The 15,486-nt window shown below is 43.8% G+C and carries 18 protein-coding genes and 1 pseudogene; 18 read left to right on the forward strand and 1 reads right to left on the reverse strand.

Annotated features, from left to right (window positions below):
* Positions 1 to 79: 79 nt before the first annotated feature.
* Complete coding sequence (locus D8Q48_RS16185; protein ID WP_117992111.1) at positions 80 to 1,390, reverse strand: alpha-amylase family glycosyl hydrolase; 1,311 nt, start codon at positions 1,388 to 1,390, stop codon at positions 80 to 82.
* 208 nt (positions 1,391 to 1,598) lie between these two features.
* Between D8Q48_RS16185 and D8Q48_RS16190 the strand changes: the two genes are divergently transcribed.
* From D8Q48_RS16190 to D8Q48_RS16285, 18 genes and pseudogenes are all read left to right on the forward strand, one after another.
* Positions 1,599 to 1,841, forward strand: a complete 243-nt coding sequence (locus D8Q48_RS16190; RefSeq protein WP_121057251.1) for a hypothetical protein — start codon at positions 1,599 to 1,601, stop codon at positions 1,839 to 1,841.
* An 11-nt stretch (positions 1,842 to 1,852) separates the two neighbouring features.
* Positions 1,853 to 2,512: a YkgJ family cysteine cluster protein gene (locus tag D8Q48_RS16195; protein WP_117992109.1), complete on the forward strand. Its 660-nt coding sequence runs from the start codon at positions 1,853 to 1,855 to the stop codon at positions 2,510 to 2,512.
* A gap of 6 nt (positions 2,513 to 2,518) precedes the next feature.
* Positions 2,519 to 3,166, forward strand: a complete 648-nt coding sequence (locus tag D8Q48_RS16200; RefSeq protein WP_118689083.1) for a 4'-phosphopantetheinyl transferase superfamily protein — start codon at positions 2,519 to 2,521, stop codon at positions 3,164 to 3,166.
* 10 nt (positions 3,167 to 3,176) lie between these two features.
* Positions 3,177 to 4,292: a GDSL-type esterase/lipase family protein gene (locus tag D8Q48_RS16205; protein WP_121057253.1), complete on the forward strand. Its 1,116-nt coding sequence runs from the start codon at positions 3,177 to 3,179 to the stop codon at positions 4,290 to 4,292.
* A 31-nt stretch (positions 4,293 to 4,323) separates the two neighbouring features.
* Entirely contained in the window at positions 4,324 to 4,959 is a 636-nt protein-coding gene (nth, locus tag D8Q48_RS16210; protein ID WP_117992106.1) for an endonuclease III, read from the forward strand.
* Positions 4,960 to 5,024: 65 nt separating this feature from the next.
* Positions 5,025 to 6,353 (forward strand): M18 family aminopeptidase, encoded by a 1,329-nt coding sequence (locus tag D8Q48_RS16215; protein ID WP_118725361.1) that lies wholly within the window; start codon positions 5,025 to 5,027, stop codon positions 6,351 to 6,353.
* Positions 6,354 to 6,430: 77 nt separating this feature from the next.
* Complete coding sequence (gene fliB, locus D8Q48_RS16220; RefSeq protein ID WP_121057255.1) at positions 6,431 to 7,567, forward strand: flagellin lysine-N-methylase; 1,137 nt, start codon at positions 6,431 to 6,433, stop codon at positions 7,565 to 7,567.
* A 354-nt stretch (positions 7,568 to 7,921) separates the two neighbouring features.
* Positions 7,922 to 8,350: a 50S ribosomal protein L13 gene (gene rplM / locus D8Q48_RS16225; protein WP_022076325.1), complete on the forward strand. Its 429-nt coding sequence runs from the start codon at positions 7,922 to 7,924 to the stop codon at positions 8,348 to 8,350.
* Between the two features lie 26 nt (positions 8,351 to 8,376).
* Positions 8,377 to 8,769 (forward strand): 30S ribosomal protein S9, encoded by a 393-nt coding sequence (gene rpsI / locus D8Q48_RS16230; RefSeq protein ID WP_121057257.1) that lies wholly within the window; start codon positions 8,377 to 8,379, stop codon positions 8,767 to 8,769.
* Positions 8,770 to 9,245: 476 nt separating this feature from the next.
* Positions 9,246 to 10,067, forward strand: coding sequence for a ParA family protein (locus tag D8Q48_RS16245; protein ID WP_121057259.1), 822 nt, complete (start codon positions 9,246 to 9,248; stop codon positions 10,065 to 10,067).
* A complete protein-coding gene (locus D8Q48_RS16250) occupies positions 10,024 to 10,989 on the forward strand; it encodes a ParB/RepB/Spo0J family partition protein (RefSeq protein ID WP_121057261.1) in 966 nt (321 codons plus the stop codon). The genes D8Q48_RS16245 and D8Q48_RS16250 overlap by 44 nt, the downstream gene beginning before the upstream one ends.
* Positions 10,990 to 11,001: 12 nt before the next feature.
* On the forward strand, positions 11,002 to 11,271 hold the full coding sequence (locus D8Q48_RS16255) for a DUF5720 family protein (protein WP_121057263.1): 270 nt from the start codon (positions 11,002 to 11,004) through the stop codon (positions 11,269 to 11,271).
* 1 nt (position 11,272) lies between these two features.
* Positions 11,273 to 11,776 (forward strand): hypothetical protein, encoded by a 504-nt coding sequence (locus D8Q48_RS16260; protein ID WP_121057265.1) that lies wholly within the window; start codon positions 11,273 to 11,275, stop codon positions 11,774 to 11,776.
* A gap of 60 nt (positions 11,777 to 11,836) precedes the next feature.
* Positions 11,837 to 12,715: a DUF6017 domain-containing protein gene (locus tag D8Q48_RS16265; protein ID WP_121057267.1), complete on the forward strand. Its 879-nt coding sequence runs from the start codon at positions 11,837 to 11,839 to the stop codon at positions 12,713 to 12,715.
* Positions 12,716 to 12,748: 33 nt separating this feature from the next.
* Complete coding sequence (locus D8Q48_RS16270; RefSeq protein WP_121057269.1) at positions 12,749 to 13,486, forward strand: phage antirepressor KilAC domain-containing protein; 738 nt, start codon at positions 12,749 to 12,751, stop codon at positions 13,484 to 13,486.
* 22 nt (positions 13,487 to 13,508) lie between these two features.
* Entirely contained in the window at positions 13,509 to 13,820 is a 312-nt protein-coding gene (locus D8Q48_RS16275; protein ID WP_121057271.1) for a DUF5720 family protein, read from the forward strand.
* Positions 13,821 to 13,920: 100 nt separating this feature from the next.
* A complete protein-coding gene (locus D8Q48_RS16280) occupies positions 13,921 to 14,421 on the forward strand; it encodes a PcfB family protein (RefSeq protein WP_121057273.1) in 501 nt (166 codons plus the stop codon).
* Positions 14,418 to 15,362, forward strand: a pseudogene (locus D8Q48_RS16285) (type IV secretory system conjugative DNA transfer family protein); the annotation flags it as partial. The gene D8Q48_RS16280 and the pseudogene D8Q48_RS16285, both read left to right, overlap by 4 nt.
* Between the last annotated feature and the right edge of the window lie 124 nt (positions 15,363 to 15,486).

Below are 15,486 nucleotides of genomic sequence, written 5' to 3' on the forward strand. Positions count from 1 at the left end.
AGTTTTCTGGCTTTTTGTTAACAAAAAGCCAGAAAACTCCGTCCCCCATTGGTCTCCCCGTCCCCGTTGGTCTGCCCCCTTAGTTCATCTTCAAATACTGAATACTATAAGCCGGCATATTGAGTGATCCTGACAGGTTTCCGGTTTCACCTGTGATCAATTCAGTATAATCGCCATTCAACTCACCATTTCCAGCAGTGAAATCACAATCCCCGGCGTTGATCGCAACAAGAACCCGTTCGCTGTCGCTGCGGCGTTCAAAGACAAGCTGGTGATTTGTAAGAACGACATTGCGGTATCCACCATTACAAAGTGCATCGCTTTCACGGCGGATTACAATGAGCTTTTCGATAAGCTCAGTCAATTCATTTGGTTTCGGAGCATCGAAACATGGACGAAGTGCATAATCATTATCCGGAGCTTTGACACCTTCTTCGCCCCATTCACTTCCATAGTAGATACATGGAATGCCAGGCATACCAAATAAAATACCATAAGTCAGTGGTAAATGATTCTTGTTTGTGAGAATGCTGGCAATACGAGTAACATCGTGGTTGTCAACAAAGTTCATAAGATGCTTTCCTCGATAAATACACCACTGCTCAGGACCGTACTGACGGTTCAGTGAATGTGCAATCTCAAACATGTTCATGCTGTTAAAACTAGAGTAAATGCCTTTATAACATTCATAGTTTGTACAACTGTGAAGCATCTCATCATTTACAATAATATTGTAATCACCAAAGAGTACTTCTCCAATCAATGCGAATCCCGGTTTTAATTCTTCACAGAAATGGCGCAAACGACGCATGAAATTGTGATCCAGACTATAAGCAACATCGAGACGTAGTCCGTCAATATCGAATTCTTCAATCCAGAAACGAACACAGTCTAACAGATAATCTACGACTGCAGGATTCTGTAAGTTTAATTTTACCAGTTCAAAATGTCCTTCCCATCCTTCATACCAGAAGCCATCATTATAACAGCTGTTTCCGTCAAAGCTGATGTGGAACCAGTCTTTATAAGGAGAATCCCATTTTTTCTCCTGTACATCCTGAAATGCCCAGAAGCCGCGTCCGACATGGTTAAATACGCCATCCAGCATAATCTTTACATGATGCTCATGAAGTGTCTGACAAACTTCTTTAAAATCATCGTTTGTTCCGAGACGACAGTCTATTTTTTTAAAATCGCGAGTATCATAACCATGGTTATCAGATTCAAATATAGGATTTAAAATAATAGAACCGATACCTAATGTCTCAAGGTATTCGCTCCATTCGCCAATCTTCTTGATCCTCGGAACAGTCACCCCATCATTATGCACCGGCGCACCGCAAAATCCAATCGGATATATTTGATAAAAAGTTTCATTATAAGCCCACATAAAAAACACCTCTTCCTGTTGTTAAAAATCTAGTAAAAATCCTTTTTATTATAACATAAATTGGTAAAAAGTGATAAAAAACATAGAGGAAATTTAAAAAATATGAATTTTCAGTGAAAGGCTTCGGCTTGACATTTTCTAAAGGAAAGGGCAAAATAAAATGCATGAAAAAGAGTTGTAAAATTGAAATAAGAAAGGCGAAAAAATTATGAATTTTGGAAATATTGGAACAATGATGAAATTACAGTCAGCATTAAAAGCATTTAACGCAAATCACCCAAGAGTAATGCCGTTTTTTAAAGCTGTTGGAGCAGAAGGTGTTAAAGAAGGCATGGTTATTGAAATGACAGTGCGCACACCGGAAGGCAAAAGCATGACAAGTAATATTAAAGTGCAGCAGTCAGATTTGGAATTGATCGAGTTATTGAAAAATTTAAATATGAATGAATAAGGAAGAAAAACATGAAACGGAATGTTGAGTTGAGTGAGATTTCAGATGGAAGATTATATACAGCAAATGATATGGTAAAAGCAGACTGCTTTGACTGTCAGGGGTGTTCGGCGTGCTGCCATGGGATGGGAACTTCCATAGTATTAGATCCGATGGATATCTGGCGTCTGCAAAGAGGGATTGGATTGGATTTTGCGGCACTCATGGAGAAATATATTGAGCTCAATGTAGTGGATGGTATGATTCTGCCTAATTTAAAATTAGCAGGACAGACAGAGGCGTGTGCATTTTTAAATGCCGAAGGACGTTGCAGCGTACATGAATTTCGTCCTGGAATTTGCAGATTATTTCCGTTGGGACGTTATTACGAAGAGGAAGGATTCAAATATTTTTTACAAATTTATGAATGTAAAAAAGAAAATCGCGGCAAAGTGAAGATAAAAAAATGGCTGGGAATTCCAAATCTGTCAGCATACGAGAAATACATAGCAGACTGGCACCGATTTTTGCTGGATTGTGAAGCAGGAATACAGACTTTGGATGAAGAGAATACAAGGATTTTAAATCTATATGTTTTGAAAATGTTTTACCAGACAGCATATGAGAGTGAAGAATTCTATGGAGAATTTTATGAAAGGCTTCAGCAAGTGAAAAATACACTTGGAATTTAAGTGAAAATGGAACAAGTGAAAATATATCAGTTGGATGTTACAAGATTCGAAGATCCGCAGTGCTTTCAGAAACATTATGCGATGCTTTCAAAGGGCAGGCAGAAGAAAATCGATGCATATCGGGTAGACAATGCGAAAAGATTATCTCTGGGGGCAGGAGTTTTGCTGGAACGGGGGCTGCGAGAATATAATATTTGTGAGCGTGATGTAAAAATTAAAACAGGCGAGAATGGAAAGCCCTATCTGGAAGAATATCCGGAGATTCATTTTAATTTATCACATTCCGGAAATATGGTTTTTGCAGTATTTTCAGACCGGGAAGTAGGGTGTGATATCGAAGAAATCGGAAAACCGCAAGAAAAATTGGCAGAACGCTTTTTTTGTCCGGAAGAATATGAGTATTTGATGAAAATAGAGGATGAACATAGACGATGTGAAGAATTTTATCGTTTGTGGACATTAAAAGAAAGTTTTATGAAAGTGACAGGTCTTGGAATGAAGCTGCCATTGGATTCGTTTTGCTTTCAATTAGGAGAACGTGTTGAGATAAGACAACATATAAATAAAGAAGAATATGATTTTCAAGAGTTGGAAATAACAGATAAAAAAGGAACAAAATATAAAGCAGCAATATGTTTATGCGTAAAGAAATGAAGTGTAAAAAATGAGACAACATAAGTGGAGAACAGGAAGAATATTAGGAATAGTAATGGCGGCAGCTATGCTGGGCAGTATCGCTACACCGATTTGTGCGGTGGCGGAAGAATCAGAAGCAGTTGAAATGCAGGATGGTGAAATACAGGATGATGGTATTTTAGAGTATGTCGCTTTGGGAGACAGTATTTCAAATGGATATAGTGCAGATCCAGAATCGGAGATTATTAGTTACCCGCAATTGATTGCACATGATTTGGAAGAAATGGCGGGAGAAGATGTTGAGCTGTCAAAAGATACAAAGAACGGATTAACAACAACGAAGCTGAATTCTGTTATTTTGAAAAGAAAACAAGTTCAGGAGTCTTTACAAAAAGCTGATTTTGTGACGGTGACGATTGGGGCAAATGATCTTATGAATCAGTTTAAAAAGGTATCAAAAGAAATTTTGAACAATAATACCAAGTTTTCAACGGCAAATCAGGCCTTAGCGGCGTTGCAAGACGGGATTAAGGCAAATCCGCTGCTGCTTGTGAAAGTAGTCAGCGCAATCAGCAATTGGGATTACACCTCGTTTGAAGACGATTGGAAGCTTACAATGGAAAATATTGATTCGATGCGACCGGCAAATAGCGAGATGATAGTTACAACAATTTACAATCCGGTAGAAAGCATGGAACTTCCCGGAACATTGAACAGTATTGTTGAAGGTCTGATTTCAAAGATGAATGATATCATTGTATCTTACGCTGATGATTATGATTATAAGGTAGTGGAGCTGTTAGATTCTGGTATAGGAGAAAAAGTGCAGTCAGATGGACTTCATCCAAATCAGGAAGGGCAACAGCTGATATGTGATTTGATGGAAGAAACTGCAACATCAGAGCCATTTGAGGAAATCAGAGAATACAGGGAAGAACAGGAACGGGAGAAACAGGAAGCTCTGGAAGCGGTAAAACGTCAGAAGGAGCAGGAAGAAGCAGAAAAGAAAGCTCTGGAAGAAAAAAAAGAGAGAAGAAAGACAGTGGTAAGCTGTGTATCACTCGCAGTTGCAGTTGGTCTTATGGCATTATTGCGTAAGAAAACAGAAAATGAAGAAAGAAATAAACAGAGTGGTAAAAAGTGATACGTGATAAAGAGAAAAGGCGGGTATTGAAGTGAGAAAAAAAGAATTGGCGGCAGAGGTAATCGCACGTTTAAAAAAAGAATATCCAGATGCAGGGTGTACATTGGATTATGATGATGCATGGAAACTACTTGTTAGTGTGCGCCTGGCTGCACAATGTACGGATGCAAGAGTAAATGTGGTTGTGGAAGGATTGTTTGAAAAATATCCAAGTGTAAATGCATTGGCGGAGGCAGATGTAGAGGACATTGAAGCGATAGTGCGTCCGTGTGGTCTTGGAAAGAGTAAGGCAAGAGATATTAGTGCCTGCATGAAGATGATAAAAGAAGAATACGGTGGAAAAGTCCCGGATGATTTTGATGAACTGTTGAAACTTCCGGGAGTTGGAAGAAAAAGTGCAAATCTGATCATGGGAGATGTGTATGGAAAACCGGCAATTGTGACAGACACACATTGCATTCGCCTGACAAATCGTATTGGATTAGTTGACGGCATAAAGGAACCAAAGAAAGTAGAGATGGCATTATGGAAAATCATTCCGCCGGAAGAAGGAAGCGATTTCTGTCACAGACTCGTATATCATGGGAGGGAAGTCTGCACAGCACGAACAAAACCATATTGTGATAAATGTTGTCTCGAAGATATTTGCAAGAAAAAAGGTGTTTAAGATTTCGGAATAGTTAGACATAAAGGAAACATTATAATTAATAGAAGGGCAATTTTAAAGAAAAAATGAAAACAGTAAACGAAAAAGATATTAAAATAACAAAAGAATTATTTGATTTTATAGAAAAAAGTCCAACTGCATTTCATGCTGTGGAACAGATGAAAAACAGATTGGATAAGGAAGGCTATCAGCAATTGCTGGAAGGAAAAAAATGGGAATTACAGAGTAAAGGAAAATATTATGTAATTCGAAATGGCTCAGCAATTATTGCATTTCGCATACCAGAAACAAAACCACAGGGATTTCAGATTATGGCAAGCCATAGCGATTCGCCGACATTTCGTATTAAAGAAAATCCGGAAATGAAGGTGGAACAGGCATATGTGAAATTGAACGTAGAAAAATATGGCGGGATGCTCTGCGCACCATGGTTTGACAGACCGCTGTCGGTTGCCGGGCGAGTGATCATAAAGGAAGAAAATAGGCTTGTAAGCAAGCTGGTTTCTATAGACCGCGATCTTTTGATGATTCCAAATCTCGCAATTCATATGAATCGTGATGCAAATAACAACTATCAGTATAATGTACAGAAAGATATGCTGCCATTATTTTCAATGTCAGGTGAAGAGGGTGAATTTGCACAGATGATCGCGGATGAAGCCGGGGTGGCAAAAGAGCAAATCATAGGCAATGATTTGTATTTGTACAATCGCCAGAACGGAAGTATATGGGGTGCAAACCAGGAATTTTTATCAATTGGACGACTGGATGACTTGCAGTGTGCATTTGCTTCATTAAAAGGATTTTTGCAGGCAGAGACAAAGAATAGTATACCGGTTCATTGTGTCTATGATAATGAAGAAGTCGGAAGCGAAACAAAGCAAGGAGCAGCCTCTACATTTTTATATGATACGTTGTATAGAATCAATGAGAGTCTGGAAGGAAATGACAGCGACTACCACAGATTACTCGCATCAAGTTTTATGGTGTCAGCAGATAATGCACATGCCGTACATCCAAATTATGCAGATAAAGCCTGCCCGACAAACCGTCCGTTGTTAAATGAAGGTGTTGTGATTAAAATCAGTGCAAATCAAAAATATACAACAGACGGAATGGCATTTGCGGTATTTAAACAAATCTGTGAAAAGGCAAATGTGCCGACACAGGTTTTCCATAATCGTTCAGATATACTTGGAGGTTCTACGCTTGGAAATATTTCCGGTAATCAGGTGGCTGTGAACAGTGTTGATATCGGACTCCCACAGCTGGCAATGCATTCACCATATGAGACTGCGGGAATAAAAGATACAGGATATCTTGTAGAGGCGGCAAAAACATTTTTTGAAACATCGTGTGTAGAGACGGAATATGGAGTGTACGAGCTGCAATAATGCAGGGAAATGAATTAAAATTTGATGTTCGAAGAAGAATATTTTTCAACAAAGAATAACATAGAGGTTAGGATAAAATGTTATATACAAGACCGGATTATTATAAAGAATTTACATGTACAGCGGAACAATGCGAAGATACTTGCTGTGCCGGCTGGCAGATTGTAATTGATTCTGCATCGATGAAAAAATATCAAGGCGAAAAAAGTGCGTACAAAAAGAAGCTTCACCGTTCCATACACTGGCTTCAAAAAACATTTAAACAAGATAAAGAAAAAAGATGTGCTTTTTTAACAGAAGAAAATTTGTGCGATATGTATTTGAATCTTGGAGAAAAAAGCTTATGCAGAACATGCAGACAGTATCCAAGACATATGGAAGAATTTGAAAATGTAAGAGAGGCATCCCTGTCACTTTCCTGTCCGGAAGTAGCAAAGCTGCTGCTTTCAAGAAAAGAAAAGGTGAAATTTCAATATCGTGAAACAGAAGAAGAGGAAGAATGGGACGATTTTTCACCATTTCTCTATTCCCAGCTAGTGGATGCAAGAGAGTTGATGATCGAGTTGCTGCAGAATCGGAAATTGTCGATTGAAAATAGAATCGTTTTATGCCTTGGGCTGGCCTATGATATGCAGAACCGCATTGATGCAGATGAGTTATTCGGTTGCGGAGATGTAATTGAAAATTATCGCAAGCAGGCATATTTTTCATCGGCTGGAAGAAAAGTTGATAGATATAGAAAAAATATAAAAGCACAATATCAGTTTGCACATAGAGTGATAGAAGATTTATATCAATTGGAGCTTTTGAAAGAAGAGTGGGATATGCTTCTTCAAGAGGCACAAGTCCGACTGTTTGGAAAAGGTGAAGATGTGTATGCAGAGATTATGGATGAATTTAGCGCGTGGATTCAGACAGAGTATCAGTGGGACTGGAACATTCAGTGCGAACAATTGATGGTGTATTTTATTTACACATATTTTTGTGGAGCTGTTTATGATGAACGCATTTTGGTAAATGCTGAGATGGTGGTGGCAGCAGTTAGTGTTATCTGGAATTTGATGGCGGCAACCTGGCTGAAAAATGAGAAGCAGCTTGATCTGGAAGATGTGTGCAGTATTGCGTATCGATATTCAAGAGAGTTGGAGCACTCGGATGAGAACTTGAAACGATATTGGAATATATTAGATGAAGAAAAATTGTTATTCAGATAGTGAGAATAGGAGAAAACGTTGTTTGTCTGTTACTGTTCACTCCCGTGTCAATCACTGCGCTGATTGGCACGGAGGATGCACGTTTTATCTTGAACGGCATCTCGCCCATCGCCAAAGGCGATTTAAAATGGCGAGATGCGTTGCTGGTCACAGGTACTGTGAACAGTAACGTTTGTCGTGAATAAGGGGAAGAAAATGAAAAATATATATTGACAAGCAGGGCTTTACATAATATAATAGTACAGCATGAAAAAAGGAGAAACAGCATACACCAAAGCCCCGGAGTAGGCTGATTTCATATAAAAAAAGTAAAAAAACGATGTTATATGATGATTATTAGTAGGAGGAATACCCATGAAAACTTATATGGCTAACCCAGACAAGATTGAAAGAAAATGGTATGTGGTTGACGCTGAAGGTCAGACATTAGGACGTATGGCTTCAGAAATCGCAAAAGTGTTAAGAGGTAAAAACAAACCAGAATACACACCACACGTTGATACAGGTGATTATGTAGTAGTTGTTAATGCAGAGAAAGTTAAAGTTTCAGGAAAGAAACTTCAGCAGAAAATCTATTACAACCACTCTGATTATGTAGGAGGAATGAAAGAGACTACATTAGCAGAGATGATGGCTAAGAAACCTGAAAAAGTTATCGAACTCGCTGTTAAAGGAATGCTTCCAAAAGGACCTATGGGAAGAGACATGATTAAGAAACTTCACGTATATGCTGGACCAGAGCACAAACAGCAGGCTCAGAAACCAGAAGTATTGACATTTTAATGAGAGGTTGAAAGGAGGACATTACAGTGGCTAATACAAAATATTATGGAACAGGAAGAAGAAAAAAATCTATCGCAAGAGTTTACCTTGTACCTGGAACAGGAAAAATTACAATTAATAAAAGAGATATCGACGAGTATTTAGGACTGGAGACACTGAAAGTAGTTGTTCGTCAGCCACTCGTTGCTACAGGAACAGTTGATAAATTTGACGTAATCGTTAACGTTCACGGTGGTGGATACACAGGACAGGCTGGAGCTATCCGTCATGGTATCTCTAGAGCACTTCTTGAGGCTGATGCTGAGTACAGACCAGTTCTTAAGAAAGCTGGATACTTAACACGTGACCCACGTATGAAAGAACGTAAGAAGTACGGTCTCAAGGCAGCTCGTCGCGCTCCGCAGTTCAGCAAGAGATAATCTGCTGTTCAAATCGTATCAAAATGGTTCAAAAAGCCCGGAAAATCAAGGTTTTCCGGGCTTTTACTATATCTAAACGGGCTGATATAGTTTGACCAAATTTAGCAAAACGAGAGCCGTTTTCACCCAATTTTTAGTGGTCCGCAAGTGGTTAACCGGCCAAAAAGAGGGCAAAAAGAGGGTCAAGTGGTGCCCAAAGTGGTTAACCGAGAGCCGATTTTGTAGGTGTTTTGGGGGCTACTTTTCAGCCAGCCTTCCTCTTGTTTTGGGCTGTGGCAGTTTGGCATAGTTTGACCTAATTTGAATAATTGAATATGAATTTGATGTAGCACTCAGTATAATGACTGGGTGCTTTTTTCATTTCAGGAACTCGTATTCCGGCGATAGAAAGAGCCGTCACTTCACTTTTTATTTTGGAGTGACGGCTTTTTCTATTTCCAGAAGCAACAGCAACAATTAGAAATGAGGTGAAGTCAATGAACACGCAAATCATTGCCATTGCCAACCAGAAGGGCGGCGTTGGCAAAACCACCACCTGTGCCAATCTTGGAATCGGTTTGGCGCAGGCTGGAAAGAAAGTCCTGCTGATAGACGGAGACCCGCAAGGCAGCCTGACCATCAGCCTGGGCCATCCCCAGCCGGACAAGCTGCCCTTTACGCTGTCGGACGCTATGGGTCGTATCCTGATGGATGAGCCGCTTCGCCCCGGTGAGGGTATCCTGCACCACCCAGAGGGTGTAGACCTGATGCCTGCGGACATCCAGTTATCCGGTATGGAGGTATCCCTGGTAAATGCCATGAGCCGTGAGACTATCTTGCGGCAATATCTGGACACGCTGAAGGGGCAATACTCCCATATCCTCATCGACTGCCAGCCCTCCCTGGGGATGCTCACAGTCAATGCGCTGGCCGCTGCAAACAGGATCATCATTCCCGTTCAGGCGGAATATCTGCCCGCCAAAGGGCTGGAACAGCTGCTCTCCACGGTAAACAAGGTAAAGCGGCAGATCAACCCCAAGCTCCAGATCGACGGTATCCTGCTGACGATGGTGGACAGCCGAACCAACTTTGCCAAAGAGATCTCCGCGCTCCTGCGGGAGACCTATGGCAGCAAGATCAAAGTATTCGGCACAGAGGTTCCCCATTCTGTTCGGGCTAAGGAAATCAGTGCCGAGGGAAAAAGCATTTTTGCCCATGATCCCGGCGGCAAGGTGGCAGAGGGCTACAAAAATCTGACGAAGGAGGTGTTGAAACTTGAAAAGCAGCGTGAAAAAAATAGAGCTGACATCGGTAGATGATCTGTTTACTACCGAGCAGGAGCGTCAGCAGGCTGGTGAGGAGCGCGTCGTCCGTATTCCGCTCTCGCAGCTTCATTACTTTAAGGGGTATTCGGCAATGCAGACGGAAGTGCCGTTTACTGGACAGCCCTACCGTGTCAAGGACGACGATCCCAAAATGTTAGAAACGCTGGATAGCGTCAGACAGCGTGGTGTTCGCACTCCTGGGCTTGTGCGTCCTGACCCGGAGGGCGGATATGAGATTATTTCTGGCCATCGACGGCACCGTGCCAGCGAGTTGGCGGGTTTGGAGGATATGCCCGTCATTATCCGTGAAATGAATGATGAAGAAGCTGTCATCGAGATGGTAGACGCGAATATCCAGCGAGAAGATGTTTTACCCAGCGAAAAAGCCTGGGCTTATCGCATGAAGCTGGAGGCTATCAAACGGCAGGGAGAAAGGACCGATTTAACTTCGGCCCAAGTTGGGCCGAAGTTGACTGCGGCAGAAAAGATTGCAGAAAACAGCCCTGATAGCAAATCACAGGTAAAGCGATATATTCGTCTGACAGAACTAATTCCCGAACTGCTGGATATGGTCGATGAGAAGAAAATTGCCCTGAACCCTGCCTATGAGCTGTCTTTTCTTAAAAAGGAAGAACAGGTAGACCTGCTGGATGCCATGGACAGTGAGCAGGCTACCCCTTCTCTTTCTCAAGCCCAGCGGCTCAAGAAGTTTAGTCAGGAGGGGCATCTCTCTATTGATGTGATGCGAGCTATTATGGGTGAGGAAAAGAAAAGCGATTTGGATCGTGTGACATTTACTTCTGATACTCTGCGGAAGTATTTCCCCAAAAGTTATACGCCGGCCCGGATGCAGGAAACCATTATCAAGCTGCTGGAACAATGGCAGAAAAAGCGTCAGAGAGATCAGGAACGATGAAAGGAGCCGCCTATGAAGGATATTTCAGCCAGGGAGCTGAAAGGGCATAACATTCTCGCCGTAGAAAGGTTTTGGGATAACACCCGCTGGATGATCGAGTTTTCCATCCTGCGTCCCGGCACTACTTACGGAAGGCACGGAGATGAAATGAGGCTGTTTTTGACAGAGGACGGGTATCAGGCCGCCCTGCAAAGTCAGCAGCGCAGGGAGATCAAAATCAAAAGGTGCGCCCGTGTAATTGAGGGTCATGTCCTGGATGTAAAGAAAAAATGGAGGAAATAAGATGTTTAGAGAAAAAGAAATCTGCAATGCCATCAGGACAGCGTATCTTTATCTTTTCCCCGACAAAAAGGAGCGGAAAAGGGCGCTTTCCAGATTGAACATGGAACTTGTGGTGCAGTCTGTCCGCTATCGTGGGGAAAGTGTTCTTGCCTACCAGACCGCAGGAAATCATGAGTGTTCCCTGAACTACTATGGGCCGGAGTTGTTTCCACAGCGGGGATTTTGCATTTACCAAAAAACTATCCAAAGTCATTCCACACAAGTGGAGGCTTCCTGTATCCGGGAACTATGGCTCTTGGAGGACGGGCGGTTTGTGGAGGTGTCCTGCGTGAATACGAAATACCGCTCGGCATATGAAAGGTTTTCCACCTGTTACCGCACCATCCATCATATCGTCAAGGAGCGGGACTGGCAGGACTATCCAGCGGAGGAGGTTGCCGACGCCTTTGAGGACATCAGCCGCTATCCCTTTGATGGGAGACCAGGAGTTTTCTATGAAGTTTGAGCCGCGTCTTTACTGACAGCGGCTTTTGTTATTCCCTGACCACAGGAAGGAGTGAAGTGAATGGCAGTCTACCGCGTACAACGGACACGCGATTACACCGTTATGTCAAATTATCATCTGAAGGATAAAGGGCTGACCTTAAAATCTAAGGGCCTGCTTTCCATGATCCTGTCGCTTCCAGAGGAGTGGAATTACACGACCAGAGGGCTGGCTTCCATCTGTAAGGAGGGTGTGGACGCCATTGGCTCTGCGCTCAAAGAGCTGGAAACAGCCGGCTACATTGTCCGCAGGCAGCTTCGCGGCGCAAATGGCCGTATTACTGATACTGAGTACATCATTTATGAGCAGCCACAGCCAAAGAAGCCGGATATGCTGCCGCCGGATGTGGTTTCACCAGATACGGAAAACCCGGATATGGTAAGACCGGATATGGAAAAGCCCGCAGAATTAAATATAGAGAAATCAAATACAGAAAAATCAATTACTTATGGATCAAGTACCGATTCCATTCCCTTCCGGGAGACAGCGGCGGCAGAACCGCCGGAACGGAAAGGAAGGAATGCGATGTCTGTCACAGAGATAGAAAATTATCGGGAATTGATTTTGGAAAATATCGAGTATGACTGCCTGAAGCAGCGTTATCCGCTCTACCTGGATGACCTGAATGAGATTGTAGAGCTGATGGTGGAAACGGTCTGTGCCAGAAGAAAGACCACCCGGATCTCCGGGGCAGACTTCCCTCACGAGATCGTGCGTTCCCGCTTTTTGAAGCTGGACAGCTCACACATCGAGTTTGTCATGGACAGCCTGCAAAAGAACACCACCCAGGTACGCAACATGAAGCAGTATCTGCTTGCGGTGCTGTTCAATGCGCCTACCACCATGAGCAATCATTACACTTCATTGGTCAACCACGATATGCACACAGGCGGCTGGTAAGGCCGTCTTTTATTATGCCAAAGGAGGCACGACATGAACCAGATGGAAATTTTCAAAAACCCGGAGTTTGGCAGTATCCGGGTTGTCGAAGAAAACGGCAAATACCTGTTTTGCGGTGCAGATGCAGCCAGAGCTTTGGGATATGCCAGACCGAACGAAGCCGTTTCTAAGCACTGTAAGGGTACGCTGAAACGGCGTACCCCTACTACGGGCGGGATACAGGAAATGCTCTTTATCCCCGAAGGCGATCTATACCGCCTGATCGTTCACAGCAAATTGCCATCGGCAGAGCGGTTTGAACAGTGGGTATTCGATGAGGTCCTGCCTACTATTCGCAAGCACGGGGCCTATCTCACAAAAGAGAAGGTGTGGGAGGTTGCCACTTCACCAGAGACTTTGATGAAACTCTGCTCGGATTTGCTGGCTGAGCGCGAAGCGAATGTTTCTCTGCGTAAAGAAAATGCACAGCTGGAGGGCAAAGCTGCTTTCTATGATCTGTTCATCGACTTAAAGCACAGCACCAATCTCAGGACTACTGCCAAAGAGCTGGATGTGCCGGAGCGCCGGTTTGTCCGGTTTCTTCTGGAAAAGCGGTTTGTGTACCGCACTGCATCCGGCAATGTTCTGCCCTATGCCAATGTGAAAAATACGGGGCTGTTCTGTGTGAAAGACTACTGCAATCACGGGCATACCGGCTCCTACACGCTGGTTACGCCCAAGGGAAAAATCTATTTTGCCCAGCTGCGGGAAATGATCTTGTTGATCTCATAAGAATGGAAAGGAAGTGGGTTTTATGCCAGAAGGCAAAACAATCGGTCAGCTGATGGAGGAAATGCGCCAGAAAGCCGGAGCGCAGAACTACCACGGCCATGACTACATGGATTTGGAGCGATTTGCCGAGGACACCCGGCACATGATTATCTTCGATGTGCTGACTAACGACTCCCCGGTGGGCTGGAAAGGAGAACGCACCCGTCTGTTTTTGACGGAGGCTGGATACCAAAAAAGTCTGGAAAACCAAGAAAAAGGCCACATCAAGATTCTCAGCCATGCAAAGGTCAGAAATGGAGAGTTGTTCTATGACCATTCTGATCAAATTCGTTGAGGGCGGTTCAATGAAGAAATACCTTCTCCGGCGGCTGGTGATCCCGCCTTAGAAAGAAATGCACCATCCCTGCACATTTTGTGGAAAGGAGGCGTTGAAAATGCAGGAAGAAGTGGAAAACAGGACTTTAACGCTGGTTGTCAGCGGAACAAAGTTCACTGGCAGGCTGTTTAAGACCGCCATCACCAAGTACCTTGCCCACTGCAAGGAAAAGAAGCTGCAAAAGCAGAGAAGTCGTGACGCTCCTGTGACATCCCACGGAAAACAGACCGTCAAGCAGCTCATTGGCCAGAACCAGGGGATCTCCAATATCGAGATTACAGACCCCTCCATCAAGGAATTTGAGAAGATCGCCCGGAAATATGGTGTGGACTATGCGGTGAAGAAAGACCGCAGCAGCTCCCCGCCCAAGTACCTGATCTTCTTCAAAGGCCGTGACGCCGATGCGCTGACCGCTGCATTTACCGAGTACACCAGCAAAAAGGTCAAGAAAGCCGAGAAAACGGAACGCCCGTCTGTGCTGGCAAAACTCAGTCAGTTCAAAGAGATGGTCAAAAATGCCGTGGTGGACCGCACCAAGCGAAAGGAGCTGGAACGATGAAAAAGCAGTTTGACATCAAAAAGCTCGTTTTGCTGAACCTGCCCTATCTCCTGATGGGGCTGTTTGCTACTAACTTCGGGGAAGCATGGCGGTTGGCTCAGGGGGCAAATGCTTCAGAGAAATTCCTTTCTCTGTTTGCTGTCCTGCCTGGAGCGCTGCAAAGTTTCTGGCCCAGCCTGCAACCATTGGATCTGCTGGTGGGGCTGTGCTGCGGTGCCGGTCTGCGTCTGGCGGTGTACCTCAAAAGTAAAAACGCGAAGAAGTACCGACATGGGCTGGAGTATGGCTCTGCCCGTTGGGGGACCCGTGAGGACATCGCTCCCTACATCGACCCGGTGTTCCAGAACAATGTCATTCTCACGAAAACCGAAAGCCTGACCATGAACAGCCGCCCCAAGGACCCAAAGACCGCCAGAAACAAGAATGTTCTGGTGATCGGCGGCTCCGGTTCCGGTAAGACCCGCTTTTGGTTGAAGCCAAATCTCATGCAGATGCACTCGTCCTATGTAATTACGGACCCCAAGGGAACCATTTTGGTCGAGTGCGGAAAAATGCTCCAAAGGGGCGCACCCAAGCTGGGGAAGGACGGAAAGCCCATGAAGGACAAGCAGGGAAAGGTCATCTATGAGCCATACCGGATTAGGGTGTTGAATACCATCAATTTCAAGAAGTCCATGCACTATAACCCTTTTGCCTATATCCATAGCGAAAAGGACATCTTGAAGCTGGTAACGACGCTGATTGCCAACACCAAAGGCGAAGGCAAGGCCGGGGACGATTTCTGGGTCAAAGCAGAGACCTTGCTATATTGCGCGTTGATTGGCTATATCCACTATGAGGCTCCGGTGGAGGAACAGAACTTCTCCACCCTCATTGAGTTCATCAATGCGATGGAAGTCCGGGAGGATGACGAGGAGTTCAAAAACCCCGTAGACCTGATGCCGACGATTTTGTAATTATTACAGATAGCCGGGAACATGCTGAATTTTGGAAATCATCGTTAAAGGAATTTCTGGAAACAGAGATGAAGCTGACATTATCCAAAGAGAAAACACTGATTACGGA

The sequence above is a fragment of the Ruminococcus sp. B05 genome (genome assembly GCF_003628495.1).
Classification (GTDB): domain Bacteria; phylum Bacillota; class Clostridia; order Lachnospirales; family Lachnospiraceae; genus Schaedlerella; species Schaedlerella hominis.

Coding starts and splice junctions, on each gene's coding strand:
- D8Q48_RS16185 (WP_117992111.1), bottom strand. CDS start 1,390: ATGTGGGCTTATAATGAAACTTTTTATCAAATATATCCGATTGGATTT.
- D8Q48_RS16190 (WP_121057251.1), top strand. CDS start 1,599: ATGAATTTTGGAAATATTGGAACAATGATGAAATTACAGTCAGCATTA.
- D8Q48_RS16195 (WP_117992109.1), top strand. CDS start 1,853: ATGAAACGGAATGTTGAGTTGAGTGAGATTTCAGATGGAAGATTATAT.
- D8Q48_RS16200 (WP_118689083.1), top strand. CDS start 2,519: ATGGAACAAGTGAAAATATATCAGTTGGATGTTACAAGATTCGAAGAT.
- D8Q48_RS16205 (WP_121057253.1), top strand. CDS start 3,177: ATGAGACAACATAAGTGGAGAACAGGAAGAATATTAGGAATAGTAATG.
- D8Q48_RS16215 (WP_118725361.1), top strand. CDS start 5,025: ATGAAAACAGTAAACGAAAAAGATATTAAAATAACAAAAGAATTATTT.
- fliB (WP_121057255.1), top strand. CDS start 6,431: ATGTTATATACAAGACCGGATTATTATAAAGAATTTACATGTACAGCG.
- rplM (WP_022076325.1), top strand. CDS start 7,922: ATGAAAACTTATATGGCTAACCCAGACAAGATTGAAAGAAAATGGTAT.
- D8Q48_RS16245 (WP_121057259.1), top strand. CDS start 9,246: ATGAACACGCAAATCATTGCCATTGCCAACCAGAAGGGCGGCGTTGGC.
- D8Q48_RS16255 (WP_121057263.1), top strand. CDS start 11,002: ATGAAGGATATTTCAGCCAGGGAGCTGAAAGGGCATAACATTCTCGCC.
- D8Q48_RS16260 (WP_121057265.1), top strand. CDS start 11,273: ATGTTTAGAGAAAAAGAAATCTGCAATGCCATCAGGACAGCGTATCTT.
- D8Q48_RS16265 (WP_121057267.1), top strand. CDS start 11,837: ATGGCAGTCTACCGCGTACAACGGACACGCGATTACACCGTTATGTCA.
- D8Q48_RS16270 (WP_121057269.1), top strand. CDS start 12,749: ATGAACCAGATGGAAATTTTCAAAAACCCGGAGTTTGGCAGTATCCGG.
- D8Q48_RS16275 (WP_121057271.1), top strand. CDS start 13,509: ATGCCAGAAGGCAAAACAATCGGTCAGCTGATGGAGGAAATGCGCCAG.
- D8Q48_RS16280 (WP_121057273.1), top strand. CDS start 13,921: ATGCAGGAAGAAGTGGAAAACAGGACTTTAACGCTGGTTGTCAGCGGA.